The organism is Corynebacterium sp. ACRPS, assembly GCF_022346005.1.
In the GTDB taxonomy this organism is placed as follows: Bacteria; Actinomycetota; Actinomycetes; order Mycobacteriales; family Mycobacteriaceae; genus Corynebacterium.
Window position 1 is genome coordinate 55326 of sequence record NZ_JAKRMY010000003.1, and the last position, 17113, is coordinate 72438.

The 17113-nt window shown below is 63.3% G+C and carries 15 protein-coding genes and 1 tRNA gene; 11 read left to right on the forward strand and 5 right to left on the reverse strand.

Features of this window, described 5'->3' with window-relative positions:
• Positions 1–5: 5 nt before the first annotated feature.
• On the reverse strand, positions 6–1751 hold the full coding sequence (locus MHX65_RS02525; protein ID WP_023029543.1) for a pyruvate dehydrogenase: 1746 nt from the start codon (positions 1749–1751) through the stop codon (positions 6–8).
• Positions 1752–1910: 159 nt separating this feature from the next.
• Between MHX65_RS02525 and MHX65_RS02530 the strand changes: the two genes are divergently transcribed.
• A complete protein-coding gene (locus MHX65_RS02530; RefSeq protein ID WP_239268375.1) occupies positions 1911–3434 on the forward strand; it encodes an MFS transporter in 1524 nt (507 codons plus the stop codon).
• 68 nt (positions 3435–3502) lie between these two features.
• Here the strand turns inward: MHX65_RS02530 and MHX65_RS02535 are convergent.
• Positions 3503–3575 (reverse strand) — tRNA-Thr (locus MHX65_RS02535).
• Between the two features lie 152 nt (positions 3576–3727).
• Between MHX65_RS02535 and thrE the strand changes: the two genes are divergently transcribed.
• The 5 genes from thrE (at position 3728) to otsB (ending at position 8706) form a co-directional block, all read left to right on the forward strand.
• Positions 3728–5458, forward strand: a complete 1731-nt coding sequence (thrE, locus tag MHX65_RS02540; RefSeq protein WP_239268378.1) for a threonine/serine exporter ThrE — start codon at positions 3728–3730, stop codon at positions 5456–5458.
• A gap of 62 nt (positions 5459–5520) precedes the next feature.
• Positions 5521–5877 carry a hypothetical protein gene (locus MHX65_RS02545; protein WP_239268380.1) on the forward strand — a complete coding sequence of 119 codons (357 nt, stop codon included), beginning with the start codon at positions 5521–5523 and terminating at the stop codon, positions 5875–5877.
• 14 nt (positions 5878–5891) lie between these two features.
• Entirely contained in the window at positions 5892–7361 is a 1470-nt protein-coding gene (locus tag MHX65_RS02550) for an alpha,alpha-trehalose-phosphate synthase (UDP-forming) (RefSeq protein ID WP_239268382.1), read from the forward strand.
• Positions 7361–7936 carry a hypothetical protein gene (locus MHX65_RS02555; RefSeq protein ID WP_239268385.1) on the forward strand — a complete coding sequence of 192 codons (576 nt, stop codon included), beginning with the start codon at positions 7361–7363 and terminating at the stop codon, positions 7934–7936. The genes MHX65_RS02550 and MHX65_RS02555 overlap by 1 nt, the downstream gene beginning before the upstream one ends.
• Positions 7937–7947: 11 nt before the next feature.
• Entirely contained in the window at positions 7948–8706 is a 759-nt protein-coding gene (gene otsB, locus MHX65_RS02560) for a trehalose-phosphatase (protein WP_239268387.1), read from the forward strand.
• On the opposite strand, the gene MHX65_RS02565 is transcribed toward otsB, so the two are convergent.
• On the reverse strand, positions 8678–9817 hold the full coding sequence (locus MHX65_RS02565; RefSeq protein ID WP_239268390.1) for a LacI family DNA-binding transcriptional regulator: 1140 nt from the start codon (positions 9815–9817) through the stop codon (positions 8678–8680). The two genes, otsB and MHX65_RS02565, sit on opposite strands and share 29 nt — an antisense overlap.
• A 39-nt stretch (positions 9818–9856) precedes the next feature.
• Here MHX65_RS02565 and MHX65_RS02570 point away from each other — a divergent pair, with 39 nt between their 5' ends.
• From MHX65_RS02570 to MHX65_RS02590, 5 genes are all read left to right on the forward strand, one after another.
• Positions 9857–10882 (forward strand): metal ABC transporter solute-binding protein, Zn/Mn family, encoded by a 1026-nt coding sequence (locus tag MHX65_RS02570; protein WP_370657779.1) that lies wholly within the window; start codon positions 9857–9859, stop codon positions 10880–10882.
• A complete protein-coding gene (locus tag MHX65_RS02575) occupies positions 10882–11583 on the forward strand; it encodes a metal ABC transporter ATP-binding protein (protein WP_239268395.1) in 702 nt (233 codons plus the stop codon). The genes MHX65_RS02570 and MHX65_RS02575 overlap by 1 nt, the downstream gene beginning before the upstream one ends.
• Positions 11576–12475, forward strand: a complete 900-nt coding sequence (locus MHX65_RS02580) for a metal ABC transporter permease (RefSeq protein ID WP_239268397.1) — start codon at positions 11576–11578, stop codon at positions 12473–12475. The genes MHX65_RS02575 and MHX65_RS02580 overlap by 8 nt, the downstream gene beginning before the upstream one ends.
• Before the next feature lie 11 nt (positions 12476–12486).
• Positions 12487–13317 (forward strand): alpha/beta hydrolase family esterase, encoded by an 831-nt coding sequence (locus tag MHX65_RS02585; RefSeq protein ID WP_239268399.1) that lies wholly within the window; start codon positions 12487–12489, stop codon positions 13315–13317.
• 69 nt (positions 13318–13386) lie between these two features.
• A complete protein-coding gene (locus MHX65_RS02590; protein WP_239268401.1) occupies positions 13387–14469 on the forward strand; it encodes an HNH endonuclease signature motif containing protein in 1083 nt (360 codons plus the stop codon).
• Positions 14470–14656: 187 nt separating this feature from the next.
• On the opposite strand, the gene rlmB is transcribed toward MHX65_RS02590, so the two are convergent.
• Together rlmB and cysS are read right to left on the reverse strand one after the other, a co-directional pair.
• Positions 14657–15607 carry a 23S rRNA (guanosine(2251)-2'-O)-methyltransferase RlmB gene (rlmB, locus tag MHX65_RS02595; protein ID WP_237792359.1) on the reverse strand — a complete coding sequence of 317 codons (951 nt, stop codon included), beginning with the start codon at positions 15605–15607 and terminating at the stop codon, positions 14657–14659.
• A 60-nt stretch (positions 15608–15667) separates the two neighbouring features.
• Positions 15668–17098: a cysteine--tRNA ligase gene (gene cysS, locus MHX65_RS02600; protein WP_023023900.1), complete on the reverse strand. Its 1431-nt coding sequence runs from the start codon at positions 17096–17098 to the stop codon at positions 15668–15670.
• Between the last annotated feature and the right edge of the window lie 15 nt (positions 17099–17113).

Below are 17113 nucleotides of genomic sequence, written 5' to 3' on the forward strand. Positions count from 1 at the left end.
ATAGCTTAGAAGTCCTGCGGGCGTGGGATATTGCGCAGGTTGGACTTGGCCATGGACAGCATGGAGCCCACGCCGCCGCCGAAGACGGTGCGGGTAGCGGCCTTGGAGAAGCCCAGGAGCTGGTCGAAGGTCAGCGTCGGTGGCAGGGACAGGGCGTTGGGGTCGGTGACGACATCGATAAGCGCAGGGCCGTTATAAGCCAAGGCCTTCTTGATCTGCTTCGGAGCCTGCTTCGGATCCTCGATGCGGAAGGTCTTGATGCCGGCGGCTTCTGCGATCTTGGAAAAGTCCACGGACTCGTGGTCGGTCTCGTGCTCCGGGATGCCGCCCACCAGCATCTCCAGCTTGACCATGCCCAGCGAGGAGTTATTGAATACGAACATCTTGACCGGCAGCTGGTGCAGCTTGACCGTCAGCAGCTCGCCCATGAGCATTGAAAGCCCGCCGTCGCCAGAGAAAGTAATGACCTGGCGGCCAGGATTAGCCTGCTGCGCGCCGATGGCCTGCGGTAGGGCGTTTGCCATGGTGCCGTGGCGGAAGGAACCGATCTGCTCGCGCTTGCCATTCGGGGTGATGTAGCGCGCGCCCCAGACGTTGCACATGCCCGTATCGACGGTGAAGATGGCGTCATCGTCGGCCTCTTGGTCAATGAGATCCGCGATGTACTCAGGGTGGATCGGGGTGTGCTTTTCCACGTTGGAGGTATAGGCTTCCACGACGTGCTCCAGCTTGTCGTAGTGCTTCTTCAGCATCTTATCCAAGAAGGAGCGGTCCTTCTTCTCCTCCACGTGCGGCAGGATGTTCTCGATGGTGGCGGCAACGTCGCCGGTCACGGGGTAGGAGATCTTCGTGCGGCGGCCGATGTGGGAGCCGTTGATATCGACCTGCGCCACGTTGCCCTTAGGCAGGAAGTCGTTATACGGGAAGTCCGTGCCCAAGAGGATCAGCAGGTCCGCCTCGTGGGTGGCCTCGTGCGCGGCGCCGTAGCCGAGCAATCCAGACATGCCCACGTCAAACGGGTTATCGTACTGGATGTACATCTTGCCGCCGAGCGCGTGGCCAATGGGGGCCTTGACCTTTTCTGCCAGCTGCAGCACCTGCTCGCGGGCATTTTTCGCGCCGGCACCCACGAAGAACGCGACGGACTCGGCCTCATTGATGGCCTGGGTCAGCGCTGCGGCCTCGGCCGGGTCCGGGTAGACCACGGGGCGGCCGGTGGAGATCTTGGATTCTACGAAGGTGTCATCGTCCACCTCTTCGGTAGAAACGTCGCCAGGGATAACCAGCACGGAGACGCCATTGCCGGCCATGGTGGACTGGATGGCGTGGTGGAGTACTACCCCGCCCTGGTCGCCGGACATGACCATTTCGCAGTAGCCGGAGCACTCCTGGAAGATCTGCTCCGGGTGGGTTTCCTGGAAGAAGTGGGAGCCAATCTGGCGGGAAGGAATGTGCGATGCCAGGGCCAGCACCTTGGCGCCATTGCGGTTGGCGTCATAAAGGCCCTGGATGAGGTGGGTATTGCCCGGGCCACAGGAGGCCGCGCAAACGGCCAGCTTGCCGGTGGTCAGCGAGTCCGCCTCGGCGGCAAAGGCCGCTGCTTCCTCATTGCGCACGTGGATCCACTCGATGGAGGAGCGGCGCACCGCGTCCACGATCGGGTTGAGGGAGTCTCCCACGAGGCCATAAATGTGCTCGACGCCCTGCTTTTCTAGCGTCTCAACAAGTTGTTCTGCGTAATTGCGTGCCATTAAACATCATCCTTAACTCTTTAACTGTTCTAGTACCACTGTGCTACTAAACGTGCAGGAAAGTCCAGCAATTCCTGCATACTCACACCACCGGCCTATCTGTGAGGAAGGCAATACTAATCTGAATTATCACACACTGATTCGCTACGGTTTCTAGCGATGAGCATCGAGTCACCTGATACTGCCACTAAGCCCCCGCACCGCGCGGCCGCGGCGCCCTCCACCCCAGCACAGCGGTGGTCCTTCTTTGCCGTGGTGTCCTTGGGGCTGCTCATGGTGGGCCTGGATAATTCCATCCTTTATACGGCACTGCCTCAGCTAACGCAGCAGCTGCACGCCACTGACATGCAGCAATTGTGGATCATCAATGCCTATACGCTGGTTCTATCGGGCTTGCTCCTCGGTACCGGCACATTAGGCGATCGCATTGGCCACCGCCTGATGTTCCTTATTGGCCTGGCCACCTTCGGCACCGCCTCCCTCGTGGCGGCTTATTCGCCCAATGCCTGGCTGCTCATCGCCGGCCGCGCCCTATTAGGTCTGGGCGCTGCCATCATGCTGCCTTCCACCCTGGCGCTTATCCGCCTGACCTTTCCCAATGAGGTAGAGCGCAATAAAGCCATCGGTATCTGGAGTTCTGTCGCCGTCGTAGGCGCTGCCGCCGGACCCACCGTGGGCGGATTCCTCTTAGAGCATTTCTGGTGGGGCTCGGTCTTTTTGATCAACGTACCCATCGTGGCCCTCGCCATCATCCTCACCTTCCTCCTTGGCCCGCCCAACCTACCGAACCCGCACAAGCACTGGGATTTTCCATCCTCGTTCTACGCGCTTATCACCCTGTCCAGCCTGGTCCTGGCCATTAAGACGGCTGCGGCCACCCAGATCAATGTCGCGCTGCTGGTCTGCTCCATTGCCACCTTCTTGCTCGGCGCCGCAGCTTTTTCCCACCGGCAAACCCGACTAAATGATCCGCTTTTGACCTTTGACATCTTCTACTCGCCCACCTTTACCGGCGGCGTGCTCACCGCCGGTGGCGCCATGTTTGGCCTTACGGGGCTTGAATTACTTACCACCCAAAAGCTGCAGCTTGTCGATGCCCTCTCGCCCCTCGACGCCGGCCTTTTCATCTCCGCCATGGCGGTTGCGGCCATCCCCACCGCCATTGTGGGCGGCAGCGTCTTGCACCGCGTGGGCTTTTTGCCCATCATCAGCGGCGGTTTCTTGAGCATGGGCATCGGCATGCTGGGCATCATCTGGGCCGACCGCGCCGATAACCTCGCGGTATTTATTACCGGCCTCATCCTCACCGGCTTAGGCGCTGGCTCCTCGATGTCCGTATCTTCTACCGCCATCATTAATGCCGCCCCCTCCCACCGGGCAGGCATGGCCTCTGGTGTGGAAGCCGTGTCCTACGAGTTCGGCACGCTGCTCTCCATCGCCATTACCGGCTCCCTCGTGCCACTACTGATGACGCACAAGCTTCCCGATGCCCTCGCCCCGCAAGGCACCGATGCCCTCCTATCGCCCGCCACGCACGACACCGCCGCGGCGGCGTATGACTCCGCGTACTTCCTCACCGTCGGCGGGCTTGCCTGCACCACCTTCATCTTCGCGGTGCTTACCGCCTGGTGTTTCCGCGGTAACCCGAAGTCTGGGGCGCTGTTTGCACAAAGTAGCCGATAAATAGCCACCTAGCTAACTTGTAAACTTTTACCCCCTAACTGTTTGTGCAGCTAGGGGGTAGTTTTTTGAGCTGGAGACGAGACTTGAACTCGCAACCTACGCATTACAAGTGCGTTGCGCTACCAATTGCGCCACTCCAGCACCGCGGAATTTCTTCCGCTCGTTGCATGGTACCCGAGGACCTCGCCCAAGTGGAAAGCTGGTCCCCCTTGTATGCATTTGCGCCCCACAAGGGTTAGAGTTCAGGCTGAAATTATTACTAGTGTCCCACCGCTTTTTCGAGGGTTATTTTCGTGTCACTACTGTCCGCTATGCGGGAGCGCCTGCGCGCATCTGCAGGCCAAGTCGCCATCATTGACGCGGCCAAAGCCGCACCCCCACCATCGCCACTCGCCCCGGTCGATCTGACCGATGCCGCCCAGGTCACGGGCGTGATGGAGATTGCCGCGCGCATCGGCGAGCTGCTCATTAGCGCAGGATCCGCCAACTCGGATGCCCGCGCGCAGGTCCACCTGGCGGCGTCGTCGTATGGCCTGCACTACTGCCACGTGGATATTTTGATGAATACCATCACCATCCACACCGCGATTGGCACGGGCGATAAACGCCAGAACCTCCACGTCTTTCGCGTGGTGCCGGATGTGGGCGTGAACTTTTCCAAGCTTTCGGAAGTAGACCGCCTCATCCGCGATATCCACTCCGGTAGGGTGCCGCCCGCCATGGCGGAAAAGCGCCTGGATGACATCGACCGCATGCCAGCGCCCTATAAGCCGTCCACGGTGATGCTTGGCTGGGGCGGCATGGGTGGCCTGATTTCCATGATGCTCGGCGGCGATCTCCTCGTCGGCCTCGTTGCCTTCGTGGTTTCCGCGCTGATTATGGGGCTTAATGATTGGTTGGCCAATTACCGCCTGCCGCCCTTTTATCAAAACGTCGTCGGCGGCTTCTTGGCCGTCTTCCCAGCCGCGATTTTGTATAACGTAGCCGCCGCCTTTGGCATTAGCATGTCGCCGGCGCAGATTATTGCGTCCGGAATCATCGTGCTGGTGGCGGGGCTGACGTTGGTGCAATCGCTTGTCGATGGCATCACCCGCTCCCCCGTAACCTCTTCCGCGCGTTTTTTCTCCGCGCTGTTATCAACGGGCGCGATCATCGCCGGCGTGGGTGTGGGCATCCAGCTGGCCTCCGCCATGGGCTTTGACCTGCCCCCAATGGGTACCTTGGCGCCGCCGGTCTATCACAAGATTCCCCTCTTGGTGCTGCTCGGCGGCACGGGTTCGGCCGCCTTCGCGCTGGCCTGCGGGGCTAATTGGATAGAAATTACCCTCTCAGGCCTCACGGCGGCCGCCGGTATGGTCTTCTACTACTTCGTGGTCGTGCCCTTCGGCGTCGGCCCGGTGATTGCCTCGGGCCTATCCGCCATCGTGGTGGGCCTAGCCGGCGGTTTGATGTCGCGCCGGTGGGGCATCCCGCCGCTCATTACGATGATCGTGGGCTATACGCCCATGCTGCCGGGCCTCATGCTGTACCGCGGCATGTATGCCTCCATCAACGAGCAGATGATTACCGGCTTTACCAACCTGGCTACCGCGCTGGCCATCTCCGGCGCGCTAGCAGCCGGCGTCGTTTTTGGCGAGCGCGTCGCGCGCCGCCTGCGCCGCCCGAAGTACTTCCGCCCGTACTCCGCTTTCAAGCGCATCGGCCGGTTCTCCTTCCACAAGGCAACTCACCTGGCTCGCAAGGCCCCGCGCATCCCGCGTGTGCCGATGTCCCCCTTTGCCCCACGCGTCAACCGCCCCGAATTGCCGCCCACGCTGGGGCCAAAGCCACCGCAACACGCGCAAGCTCAGCAGCACGCGCCGGGGACCACTCCGGCGGAAGATTTGTGGCCGGCAGATTCCCAGTGGCCGGCCCAGCCGCAAGAAACTGAGCGCACCACCTATACGGTGCCCGGCCAGAAATCACCCGCGCCGGAGGAATCCGATCACACCAAGCCCGACGGGGAGGAACCCGAGGAGCCCTAAACGCCGCCGGTAGCGTACAATATTTAGCCTGATAGCTTTCCCAACATTCAGGAGGACTCGCCGTGCCACCCAAGGTCCAAGACACGCACCCACAGGAAGAACAAGATATTGCCCTGGCAGAGGAAACCGCCCGCGCCGCCCGCCGCGTGGTGGCCACCTACTCCCAAGATTTCTTGGATGGCGTGACCTTGATGTCCATGCTGGGTGTCGAGCCCAAGGGCTTGGTGCACAAGAAGGTGCTGGCGGAACAAGCCGATGCCGCGCCGAAGAAATCCACGAAGAAGGCCACCAAGAAGTCGACGTCCAAGGCATCGAAGAAGTCCACTAAAAAGTCGACGAAGAAGACCACCAAAGCGGCCAAAAAGTCCACCAAGAAGTCGACAAAGAAAGCAACAAAGAAGTCGACCAAGAAGTCTTAAGCTAGTCTTGGACTATGAGTGAGCGCGGCAATGACTTCGTAGTAGTGGCAAACCGCCTGCCGGTAGATTTAACTACCGCGGCCGATGGCAGTCAGGAGTGGACGCCCTCGCCTGGCGGTCTGGTCACCGCGCTCTCACCGGTGCTGGAAGCGCACCAGGGCTGCTGGGTGGGGTGGCCCGGCGTCGCCGATGCCGCGCCCGAGCCCTTCCGCACCGAGGCCGGGGTGTTATTGCACCCGGTCAGGCTTAGCGAGTCCGATTTTGAGGCCTTTTACGAGGGCTTTTCCAATGCCACGCTGTGGCCGCTCTACCACGATCTCATCGTCACCCCGACCTATGACCGCGACTGGTGGGATGCCTACCGCGAGGTCAACCTCCGCTTCGCGGACGAGGTAGCCCACGTGGCCGCAGAAGGCGCGACGGTCTGGGTGCAGGACTATCAGCTGCAATTATTACCGGGCATCCTGCGGCAAATGCGCCCCGATCTCACCATTGGGTTCTTCCTGCACATCCCGTTCCCCTCCCCCGATCTTTTCCGGCAGCTGCCTTGGCGGGAGGAAACGGTGCGCGGCATCTTGGGGGCAGACCTGATCGGCTTCCACTTGGAGGCCAATGCCCGCAATTTCTTGGAATTGGCCCGCCGCCAGGGCCTCGAGGTGCGTGGCGAGGCCACCACCCGCGATGTCACCGCCCATATCCGCCTCCCCGGTGGCCGCACCGTGGGCGTGGGCGCGTTCCCCATTTCCATCGCCGCGCAGGATTTCGGCCAGTTTAGCGACGAGGATAAACGCCGCGTGGCCCAATTGCGCAAGGATTTGGGCAGCCCCAAGCGCATCATTTTGGGCGTGGATCGCCTCGATTACACCAAGGGCATCCTGCAGCGCCTGACCGCCTTCGAGGAGCTCTTGGAAACCGGCGCCCTGGATCCGGAGGAGGTCACCTTGGTGCAGCTGGCCACGCCCTCGCGTGAGCGCCTCGACCACTACAAGGCCACCCGCTCCCAGGTGGAAGAGGCCGTCGGCCGCATCAATGGCCGCTTTTCCCGCATGGGCCACCCCGTGGTGCACTACCAGCACCGCGGTGTGCCCAAGGATGTGCTGCGCTGCTATTACCGCATGGCCGATATCATGCTGGTCACCCCCTTTAAGGACGGCATGAACCTCGTAGCCAAGGAGTTCGTGGCCTGCCACGACGACGGTTCTGGCGCCCTAGTGCTCTCGGAATTCGCCGGCGCCGCCGCGGAGCTGGATGAGGCCTACCTGTGCAACCCCTTCGATATCGAGTCCGTCAAGCGCGCCTTGCTTAACGCAGTGCGGGCGCTTTCCGATGCCCCCTCCACCATGACCCAGCGCATGCTCACCATGCACGATCAGGTCATAAGCCACGATGTGCAGCTGTGGTCGCAGTCCTTTTTGGGCTGCCTGCGCGCCGTTCGGACCGAATCCGCCTCGCAAGCTCCCGACTCACACGGAAAGGACTCCTAATGCCTCTTTCCCTCCCCCGCGTACGCACGGCCGGAGCGGCCGGTGCGGGTACACCCGCTGTGCACAGAGGCGTCGGCAAGCATGCTGTCACCGTGGCCGCGCTGGGTGCCGTCACCCTGCTTGCCGCCTGCGGTTCCGAGGACGATGCCCCACGGCCCGCGGGTGATGACCGGATCGTGGACAAGCAGTGGCAGGTCGTCTCCATCAACACCGCGCCGGATGCAGCATCCACCATCCCAGAGTCGATTCCTCACGCGCCGGAATTTAGCTTCGGCGAATCCACCTTGGTGGGCACCACCGGCTGCACCCGCCTTGCGGCCCGGCTGACCTACACCACCGATGACGAGCGCGAGAATATTCGCGATGGCAACAAGCTGCACTTCGATGAGGTCAAATACGACGACACCGATGAGGACTGCGAAGGCAGTTCCGTGTGGGCCGATAACCTGCTGCGCAACCTCATTACCTCGGATAATGATTTTATCTACACCGTAAATAGCAATAACCAGCTCATCCTGGAGCTCGATACCGATGAGGTAGATTCGCCCTCCATCAAGCTGGTCTCCGGCGCGTAGCATGGGATGCCATGACGCTTTCTACCACCATTAAGGCCTTGGCCGCGGCAGAAGAGCTCGCCGTGGTTTCTGATTTTGACGGTACGCTGGCCCCGATTGCCGCCGACATTTATGACGTGGAAATCAACGCCGATGCCGCCCGCGCCCTCAACCACTTGGCCCACCTGCCGCGCACCACGGCCGCGGTGCTGTCTGGGCGCCACCTCGAGGGTCTGCAGCGCGTGTGTCCCCTGCGCGAGCCCGTCCTCTTCGGTGGCTCCCACGGCGCCGAGTCCTCCTGGCAGCAGACCGAGCTCACCCCCGCCATGCGCGAGCACCTTGCGCGCAAGGAGGAAGAAATCCGCGGCATCGTAGACCGCTTCCCCGGCGCAGAGCTGGAGGTCAAGCCCTTCCAGCGCGTGCTGCACCTGCGCTCGCTCGAGCTGGGCAACCCGGAGCAGGCCGCGGCCGCCTATGAGGCGGGTCTGGCGCTAGATACCGCCGGTTTCCCGCGCACCGCCGGCAAGTCCGTGATCGAGTTTTCTGCCACCACCGCCACCAAGGGCACGTGGCTGGAGGCCCTTCGCGAGCGCACCGGCGCCACCGCCATGGTCTTCTTGGGCGATGACGTCACCGATGAGCACGGCTTCCGCGCCCTCCACCAGCCGCCAGACGTGGGCGTCAAGGTGGGCGAGGGCGACTCCATCGCCGCCGTGCAGCTTGCCGATGTCGACGCCGTCGCCCACTTCCTCACCGAGCTGGCTACCGCCCGCGCGGCCGCGGTGCAATAACCGACTTACCCGGCGCGAACCGCGTCTGCAACACCCGCCGCGGCACCTCCTCCGCTTCTTCGGCGCCGACCTTCGCGCTGCCTGCACCGGCAGAATCACTTGTCGCGCTAGCGATGAGCTTTTCCAGCATGTGGCCGGCCGCGGCGCCCTTCGCCTTATTGGGCTGGATAACGGTAGCCAGGTCGAGGCGCTGCGCCGCATCGATGCCGTCAAAGCCGGTCACGGATAAATCTTCTGGCACGCTCAGCCCGCGCTCGCGGGCATAGGCCAGCACGCCGAGCGCCATGGAGTCGGTCGTGCACAGCACGGCCGTAAGCTCCGGGTGCGCCTCGAGCAGGAGCTCGGCGGCGGCGCGGGTGGTGTGGGCATCGTTAATGTGCTGCGTGACCACGGGCACGGACTCGGGCGCGATGCCCGCCTCGGCGAAGACGTCGAGCGCGCCCATCACCCGCGAGCGCTGCACGTGCATCTCCGCATCCTGGACTTCCTGCCAGGAAATCGGGCCGTCGTGGCGCTGCAGGCGCAGGCGGATGGCGAGGATGCCGATGTGGCGATGCCCGGCATCGATAAGCGCACGCGCCGCCGGGGCAATCGCCGCGCGATCATCAATGCCCACGAACGGCAGCCCCGCATCGGTGGGCTGATCGCAGACCACCAGCGGCAGGCCCCGGCCCCGCGCGGCCGCGAGGTAGGCATCGCCCGCGGCGACCGAATAGACCACGAAGCCATCGACCGCGGCCGAACCCACCAGGCTGGTCGCCTCCGCCTCGCCTTCTGGGCCGGCGGGAATCAGCGTCAGCGTAGTCTGAGCGCCTGCCGATGCCTCCGCCATGCCCGCCAAGAAATCCACCGACGCCATGTCTTCGAAGGCATAGGACAGGTGCTCGGTCAGCAGCACTCCCACCGACCCGGCGCGGCGGGTACGCAGGCTGCGCGCCGTGGGATCGGGCCCCGGGTAACCGCGCGCCTTGGCCGCCGCCAAAATGCGCTGCCTCGTCGCCGAGGAGAGCTGGTCAGGGCGGCTATAGGCATTGGATACGGTTGTGCGCGAAACGCCCAACTCCGCGGCGAGGGAGGCCAATGTCTTCCGGGTGGGGCTGCGTTTAACCATGCCTGTTACCTTACCCTGCACCCCACCGCCCGATTTTCAGTGCATGTTCAATTGACAACGATTGCCAGCAAACGCACACTGGAGGGTATGCACACGTCATTACGCGCAACAACAGCCCTACTCGCAGCAAGTGGCCTCCTATTTACCGCCGCATGCTCTACAGATTCCGATTCTGGATCCGGAACCGACTCTGGTTCCGGCGACTCCGGTGATAAGAAGATTTCCATCGTCGCCTCTACCTCCATCTGGGCCGATGTTGCCCAGGCCGTGGCCGATACCGCCTCCGGCATCGACATCGAGGTCGAGCCCATCGTGGAGGGCAATGACACCGACCCCCACCACTTCGAGCCCACCGCGGCCGATGTAGCCAAGGCCAACGACGCCGACATGCTCGTGGTCAACGGCGGCGGCTACGACGCCTGGATCTACCAGGCCGTCTCCGATCAGGACAACATCATTTCCGCCCTGCCGCTGACGGACCACGGCAAGCTGGACGAGGACCCCGATGTCATGACCATCGATGCCGCGAAGGCCACCGCCAAGGATGACCCGGACAAGGTCACTAATATCGAGGGCAACGAGCACATCTGGTACGACCCCGCCGCCCTGGAGGAGGTCGCCGGATCCATCGCGGACCAGATCAACGAGAAGTACTCCGACGCCGGTGCCACTACCGAGAAGATCGACTCCCACGTGGACCAGCTGCGCGATAAGCTCAAGGAGCTTCCCGATGGCCTGAATTACGCCCAAACCGAGCCCATCGCCGATTACCTCATGAAGTACACCGACGGCAAGGACGTCACCCCCGAGGGCTACCGCAAGGCCACCATCTCCGAGGGCGAGCCCGCTACTGCCGATGTCGCCGCCTTCATCAAGGCCATCGACGATGGCGAGGTCGATCTCCTCATCTTCAACCCCCAGACCGAAACCGATACCGCCGGCCGCATCAAGTCCGCCGCAGAGGACGACGACGTCGATATCGTAGAAATCGGCGAAACCCCGCCGGATGGCAAGAAGTTCTGGGAATACTACGACGAAGTCACGAGCAAGCTGGGGAAGCACTAGTGCTCGTTGAATTCCATGAGGCCGCAGTAGACCCACTGTGGTCGCAGCTTAATCTCGCCGTGGACCGCGGCGAGTTTATCGCCGTTTTAGGCCCCAATGGCGTGGGCAAGTCCACCCTGCTGGGCACCATCCTCGGCACCCGCACGCTGACCAGCGGCCGCGTCGACGTCAACTGCCGGGTCGGGTTCATCCCCCAGCAGCGCATGTTCCCCGCTGACCTTCCCCTGCGCGCCCGCGACCTCGTGTCGCTCTCCGTGGCGCACGGGGTATTCCGCCACCGGCACCCACCCCGTGGACGGGTGGACGAGCTTTTGGAAGAGGTGGGGGCCACGGGGCTGCGGGACCGGCGCGTCGGCCAGCTATCCGGCGGCCAGCAGCAGCTCATCCGCCAGGCCCAAGCCCTGGCCAATGACCCGGACCTCATTCTTGCCGATGAGCCCCTGCTCTCTCTCGACCCCGCCCGGCAAAACGCCACGGTCAACAAGCTGGACTCGCTGCGCCGCGAGCGCGGGACGTCCATCGTCTTTGTCACCCACGGCATCAACCCCGTGCTCGGGGTGACGGATAAGGTCCTCTACATCGCGCCCAATGGCCACACCTTCGGCCCAGTCGATGAGGTCATGCGCTCCGAGGTGCTTTCAGAGCTGTACGGTTCCAAGGTCAATGTCTTAAACGTCGACGGGAGGCTCATCGTTGTCTAATTACTGGGAAGATACCCAATACCTGCTCAGCGTGGACTTCGTGCAGTCCTCGCTCATCGCCTCCGCGCTGCTGGGCATCTTGTCTGGCGTGATGACCTCGCTCATCGTGCTGCGCCAGATGTCCTTTTCCGTCCACGCCACCTCTGAGCTGGCGCTCATGGGCGCCTCCGCGGCGCTGCTCTTCGGCCTCAACCTGGGCTTCGGTGCGGTCGCCGGCGCCATCGTCGCCGCCATCATCCTGGCCATGCTGGGCTTTAAGGGCCAACAAGACAGCGCCATCGGCGTGGTCATGAGCTTTGGCCTGGGCCTCTCGGTGCTGTTTTTACACCTCTACCCCGGCAATTCCAATACGGCGATGACGCTTCTGACCGGCCAAATCGTCGGCGTATCCTCCGCCTCGGTATGGCTGCTAGCCGCCACCACGGTCATCATCGTCGCCGCCGTCGGCTTCCTCTGGCGGCCCATGCTCTTTGCCTCCGCCGATCCTGATATGGCCCGCGCCGCCGGCGTGCCCACCCGCGCCATCTCCGTCGCCTTCGCCGTCCTCGTCGGCCTCGCCGCAGCGCAGTCGGTGCAAATCGTCGGCTCGCTGCTCGTCATGGCGCTGCTTATCACCCCCGGCGCGGCGGCGGTACAGATCACCTCCTCGCCCCTGCGCGCGGTGCTGTGGTCCACCATCTTCGCCGAGGTCTCCGCCGTGGGCGGTTTCATCCTCTCCCTCGCCCCAGGCCTGCCGGTTTCCGTCTTCGTGACCACCATTTCCTTTGTGATCTACCTGGTGTGCCGGTTCATCGGCTGGCGGCAGGGCAAGCGCGCCATCCGCGATGAGGTAGCGGCCAAGCATTTCCACGCCGATAACCGCACCGCCGCAGAGGCCCACCACGCCGACTAAACTCGGCGGGCATGCATATTCATCGCCGCACCGCGGATGTGGCTGGCCACACCCGCCGCTTCATCGTCATCGAGCCCGAGAACCTCGGACCCCAGCCGGATCTGCTGCTGTTTTTCCACGGCTCCCACCAGTCCGCCAACGTTATTCGCCGCTTTACCAACGGCACGGTGGACGCGCTTGCCGATGCCACCAATACCCTCATCGTCTACCCCGATGGCATCGACCACCATTTCAACGACACCCGCGCCAACCTGCCGGTCCGCGCCCGCGAGCTCGGGGTGGATGACGTTGCCTTTAGCACCTTCCTCATCGAGACCATGCAGCGCGAGTACTCCACCGCGCGCACCTTCGCCGCCGGCTATTCCAATGGCGGGCAAATGGTGCTGCGCCTGCTTTACGATGCCCCCTTTACCCTCACCGGCGCCTGCGTCTTCGCCTCCACGCTGGGCGAAGGTTCCAACCACGCGCCCACCCACCCCGATGACTACCGGCCTACCCCGCTGCTGTTTATCCACGGCACCGAAGATCTGATTGCGCCCTATGATGGCGGGCTTGCCGGCATCGATGGGCAGCAAACCCACGGGTGCGTGCTTTCTGCCCCCGCCACCGCGGAGCACTTCGCGCTGGCCAATGGCTGCCGCCCGCCCCGCGAAACCCAGCCCATACCCGGGATAACCTCCACCTACTACGACGGCGACTACCCCGTGGAGCTCTGGACCATGGAGGGCCTCGGGCACGTGATTCCCTCTAGCAAAGAAACGCCGGCGAGCATAGGACCAAATACGGATTCCTTCAATGCTGTGGATAAAGTCCGCGAATTTTTCGGCTTAGGTGACGCTTAAGGGTAGTTGTCCACAGGGAGGTGGGGCATCGGCTAGCGCGGGCTTGCGGGGCTTCTTAGTCTCTGGGGCATGAACGCGCTGCAGACATTTCTCAAGGGCCTGGCACCCGGCATGGATATCATCGCCGACTGCCACGGCCTCTCGCTGCACGCGCTGATTGCGGCCGGGTGCCCCGATACCACCGCCACCCGACTGCTCACGCTTGCCGAGACCTACTTCGGCACCACCGCCTTCCGCCGCCAGCAGCGCGAATCCATCGCCGCCAGCCGCGCCAACGGGCACAGCCTGACGGCCCTGCTCACCATCGAGCGCCACGCCGCCAAGCTGAAGAAGAAGCGCGATGCCTGGGCGCTGCGGCGCGAATTGTGTGGGATGAAGGGGAAGGTCTCGGATATTGATAAGCGGGGCCGCGCCCGCGTCAAGGAGCTCAAGGGGCCCGTCAAGCGCCAGCCCGGCGTGAAGATTTATCGCCGCGCCGACGGCCCCTGGACCATGTCCATTACCGGCCCGTCCGCCGATATCGCCGATATGCACGCCGCGATTAATAAAGATGCCCCGCTTGCTTCTGTGCAGAATATCTTCCACGGCGAGGCCGCCGCCCGCCCCAGCGTGACGACCAATGTCGTGCTTCGCCTCGACGAGCTCGATCGCATCGTCGATTTCGGCTCCGGCTCCACTGCTGGTTCAAACTCCAACGTCAGCGCTGACTCTGGTCCTGGCTCTGCCCATAGCGCCGACTCCCAGGGCGATATCGTGGTCCAGCTGACCAATGGCGCCACGATGACCGGCGCCGAGCTGGTGCGACGGGTATTTACTGAGCACGGCTACGTCACGCTCATCCACCCAGTGGAAGGTCCGGTCAACCTCTACCGCACCTCGCGCTTTGCTTCTGCAAAGCAACGCCTGATGGCAGCGGCCGAAAACCCGGTCTGCCCGTGGCCGGAGTGCCGCTACCCCGCCGATGAATGCCAGGTTCACCACCTCAATGCCTGGAAAAATGGCGGCGAAACTAACCCGGGAAACTTGACCATCGCCTGTCCGTACCACAATGGCGTGAACGACGATGATCCCAATGCCCCGCCCCTGCGCGGGCACTTAGCCCGGGTCGACGGAACCATCCGGTGGCTGCCACCCTGGGCAGATAATGGTTAAATTGTTGTGTGCCACAACGATTCGCACTGAGAAGGTTGTGCCTCGCAAAGACCCAGCGCGCCTTTGACACTAGCTGCGCCGACAACCGCACCGGCGGCTGAGGAGGCGATTCTGTGCGCTCGACTTTGCCAGCACCGAACGTGGATGGCGCTTATCCGTCGCGGCGAGCTGGCGCAGCGGAAATGGGTTATTTTTCGGCGGCGCGGCGTTGGCGTGCGAACTCGGATAGCACCGAACCCGCAGCGACGGAGGCGTTGAGGGACTCAACCCACCCGGTCATGGGGATGGACATGAGGACGTCGCAGGTCTCGCTGACCAAACGCGAAATGCCCTTGCCCTCGGAGCCGATGACGATGACGACGGGATCCGTGCCGCCTTCATAGGTATCCAGCGTGTGATCGCCACCGGCATCGAGGCCGACGACCTGGTAGCCGTTTTTCTGGAATTCCTTCACGGTGCGGGTGATATTCGTTGCGCGGGCGACCGGCAAACGGGCAGCGGTGCCAGCCGAGGTGCGCCACGCCACCGCGGTGACAGAAGCCGAACGGCGCTCTGGAATGATCACGCCATCGCCGCCGAAAGCGGCCACGGAACGGATGACGGCGCCCAGGTTGCGCGGGTCGGTGATGTTATCCAGGATGACGAACATGCCGGGGCGCGGGTTCTCGGCGGCGTTGGCAATCAAATCCTCCACCGCTGCGTACTTATATGGCGGTATCTGCAAGCCGATGCCCTGGTGCATGCCATTTCCCGTCATGCGGTCCATCTCGTGGCGCTGGACCTCGATGATGGGGATATTGCGGGTATTGCACATGGACACGGCCTCAGAAAGCCGCTTATCGTTGCGCGTTCCGGCAGCGATGTAGAGCGTGGTGGCCGGCACCTTGGCGTGCAAACACTCGATGACCGGGTTGCGGCCCACCACCATCTCTGCGGTTTCTTTCTGGTGGCGCCCAGAGTTGCGGCGCTCGCGCTCCAGCTTCGCCTTGTGCTTGGCGTGGTAGACGCGGTCCTCGGCCTTCGGGGTGGGTCCCTTGCCTTCTAGGCCCTTGCGACGCTGCCCGCCGGAGCCTTTGGTAGCGCCCTTCTTATTCGTCTTGCGGATGCCCGCGCCACCGCGGCCATGGGTTCGTGCCATCGTTTCAGTCCTTTCGAGGAAACCGTTCAATAACCAGCGAAAATAACAGCGGAAAGCTGTCTAGCGCTGGGTCAACGACCACGTGGGGCCGTCTGGGGTATCGGTAATGGTGATGCCGGCGGCGGTGAGGCGGTCACGCACGGCATCGGCAGTAGCGAAGTCTTTTTCCGCGCGGGCCTGCGTGCGCCGTTCCAGTTCTGCCTGGACCAGCGCATCGAGCGCCGCGTCTGCTCCGCTAGCTTCGCCTCCATCTTCCCACTCCAGCGGGTCAAATCCAAGTACGTGCGCCATCCCGCGCACCTGAGCGGCCTTCGCGCGGGCGGCGTCCTCGTCCCCGGCGGCCAGGTCCTTATTGCCCGCGCGCACGGTGGTGTGGATAGCGGCCAAAGCCTTCGGCACGGCGATATCATCGTTCATGGCGTCCTCAAAGTCCGGCGTCCAGTCGCCACGTTCGACGCCTGCAAAGCGCTTGACGAAGCCCTCAATACGCCGGTAGCCCGCCGCCGCCTCCGTCAGGGCGGATTCGGAGTATTCCAGCACGGAGCGGTAATGCGCAGAACCCAGGTAGTAGCGCAGCTCCACCGGGCGCACGAGCTCCAGCATGTTCGAGATGGAAAGCACGTTGCCGAGCGATTTCGACATCTTCTCGCCGGCCATGGTCACCCAGTGGTTGTGCATCCAGTAATTGGCGAACTTATCGCCTGCCGCGTGCGATTGCGCGATCTCGTTTTCGTGGTGCGGGAATTGCAGGTCCAAACCGCCGCAGTGGATATCGAAATTGGAGCCCAGGTAGTACGTCGACATGGCGGAGCACTCGAGGTGCCAGCCCGGGCGGCCGCGACCCCACGGGGTGGGCCAGCTCGGCTCGCCCGGCTTGGCGGCCTTCCACAGGGCGAAGTCGAGCGGGCTGCGCTTGCCCGCGTTGTCTGACTCGCCCTGTTCCATCTCCTCGACGCGGTTGCCAGACAGCGCACCGTAGTCGGATCCCTCCGCCTTGGTCCAGGCCTCGACGTCAAAGTACACGGATCCGGCCGCGCCATCGGTCTGCGGGGTGGCCTCGGCGTCTTGGGCGGGAACGGGGTAGGCAAAGCCGGCGTCGATAAGCCGCTGCATGTACTCGACCATCTGGGTGACAAACCCCGTCGCGCGCGGCTCCACGGACGGCGGGAGCACGCCGAGCAGGTTATAGGCCTTGGTGAACTCGCGCTCGTAGGTGGACACCCACTCCCACCAGGGGCGATTATTCTCGGCGGCCTTGGTGAGGATCTTGTCATCGATATCGGTGACATTGCGAACGAGCGCGACGTCATAGCCTTGCGCGAGCAGCCAGCGGCGCAGGATATCGAAAGCCACGCCGGAGCGCAGGTGCCCGATATGCGGCTGCGCCTGCGGAGTGGCGCCACACAAGTAGATGGAGGCGTGGCCGGGGCGGATCGGCTCGAAGTCGCGTTGGCTGCGGGTGGCTGTGTCAAAAATGCGCAAAGTACTCACGCCCCCAGTCTAAAT

What these genes read in the sequence shown, in the direction of transcription:
- MHX65_RS02525 (WP_023029543.1), bottom strand. Translation starts at nt 1,751, where the DNA reads ATGGCACGCAATTACGCAGAACAACTTGTTGAGACGCTAGAAAAGCAG.
- MHX65_RS02530 (WP_239268375.1), top strand. Translation starts at nt 1,911, where the DNA reads ATGAGCATCGAGTCACCTGATACTGCCACTAAGCCCCCGCACCGCGCG.
- MHX65_RS02550 (WP_239268382.1), top strand. Translation starts at nt 5,892, where the DNA reads ATGAGTGAGCGCGGCAATGACTTCGTAGTAGTGGCAAACCGCCTGCCG.
- MHX65_RS02555 (WP_239268385.1), top strand. Translation starts at nt 7,361, where the DNA reads ATGCCTCTTTCCCTCCCCCGCGTACGCACGGCCGGAGCGGCCGGTGCG.
- otsB (WP_239268387.1), top strand. Translation starts at nt 7,948, where the DNA reads ATGACGCTTTCTACCACCATTAAGGCCTTGGCCGCGGCAGAAGAGCTC.
- MHX65_RS02565 (WP_239268390.1), bottom strand. Translation starts at nt 9,817, where the DNA reads ATGGTTAAACGCAGCCCCACCCGGAAGACATTGGCCTCCCTCGCCGCG.
- MHX65_RS02585 (WP_239268399.1), top strand. Translation starts at nt 12,487, where the DNA reads ATGCATATTCATCGCCGCACCGCGGATGTGGCTGGCCACACCCGCCGC.
- MHX65_RS02590 (WP_239268401.1), top strand. Translation starts at nt 13,387, where the DNA reads ATGAACGCGCTGCAGACATTTCTCAAGGGCCTGGCACCCGGCATGGAT.
- rlmB (WP_237792359.1), bottom strand. Translation starts at nt 15,607, where the DNA reads ATGGCACGAACCCATGGCCGCGGTGGCGCGGGCATCCGCAAGACGAAT.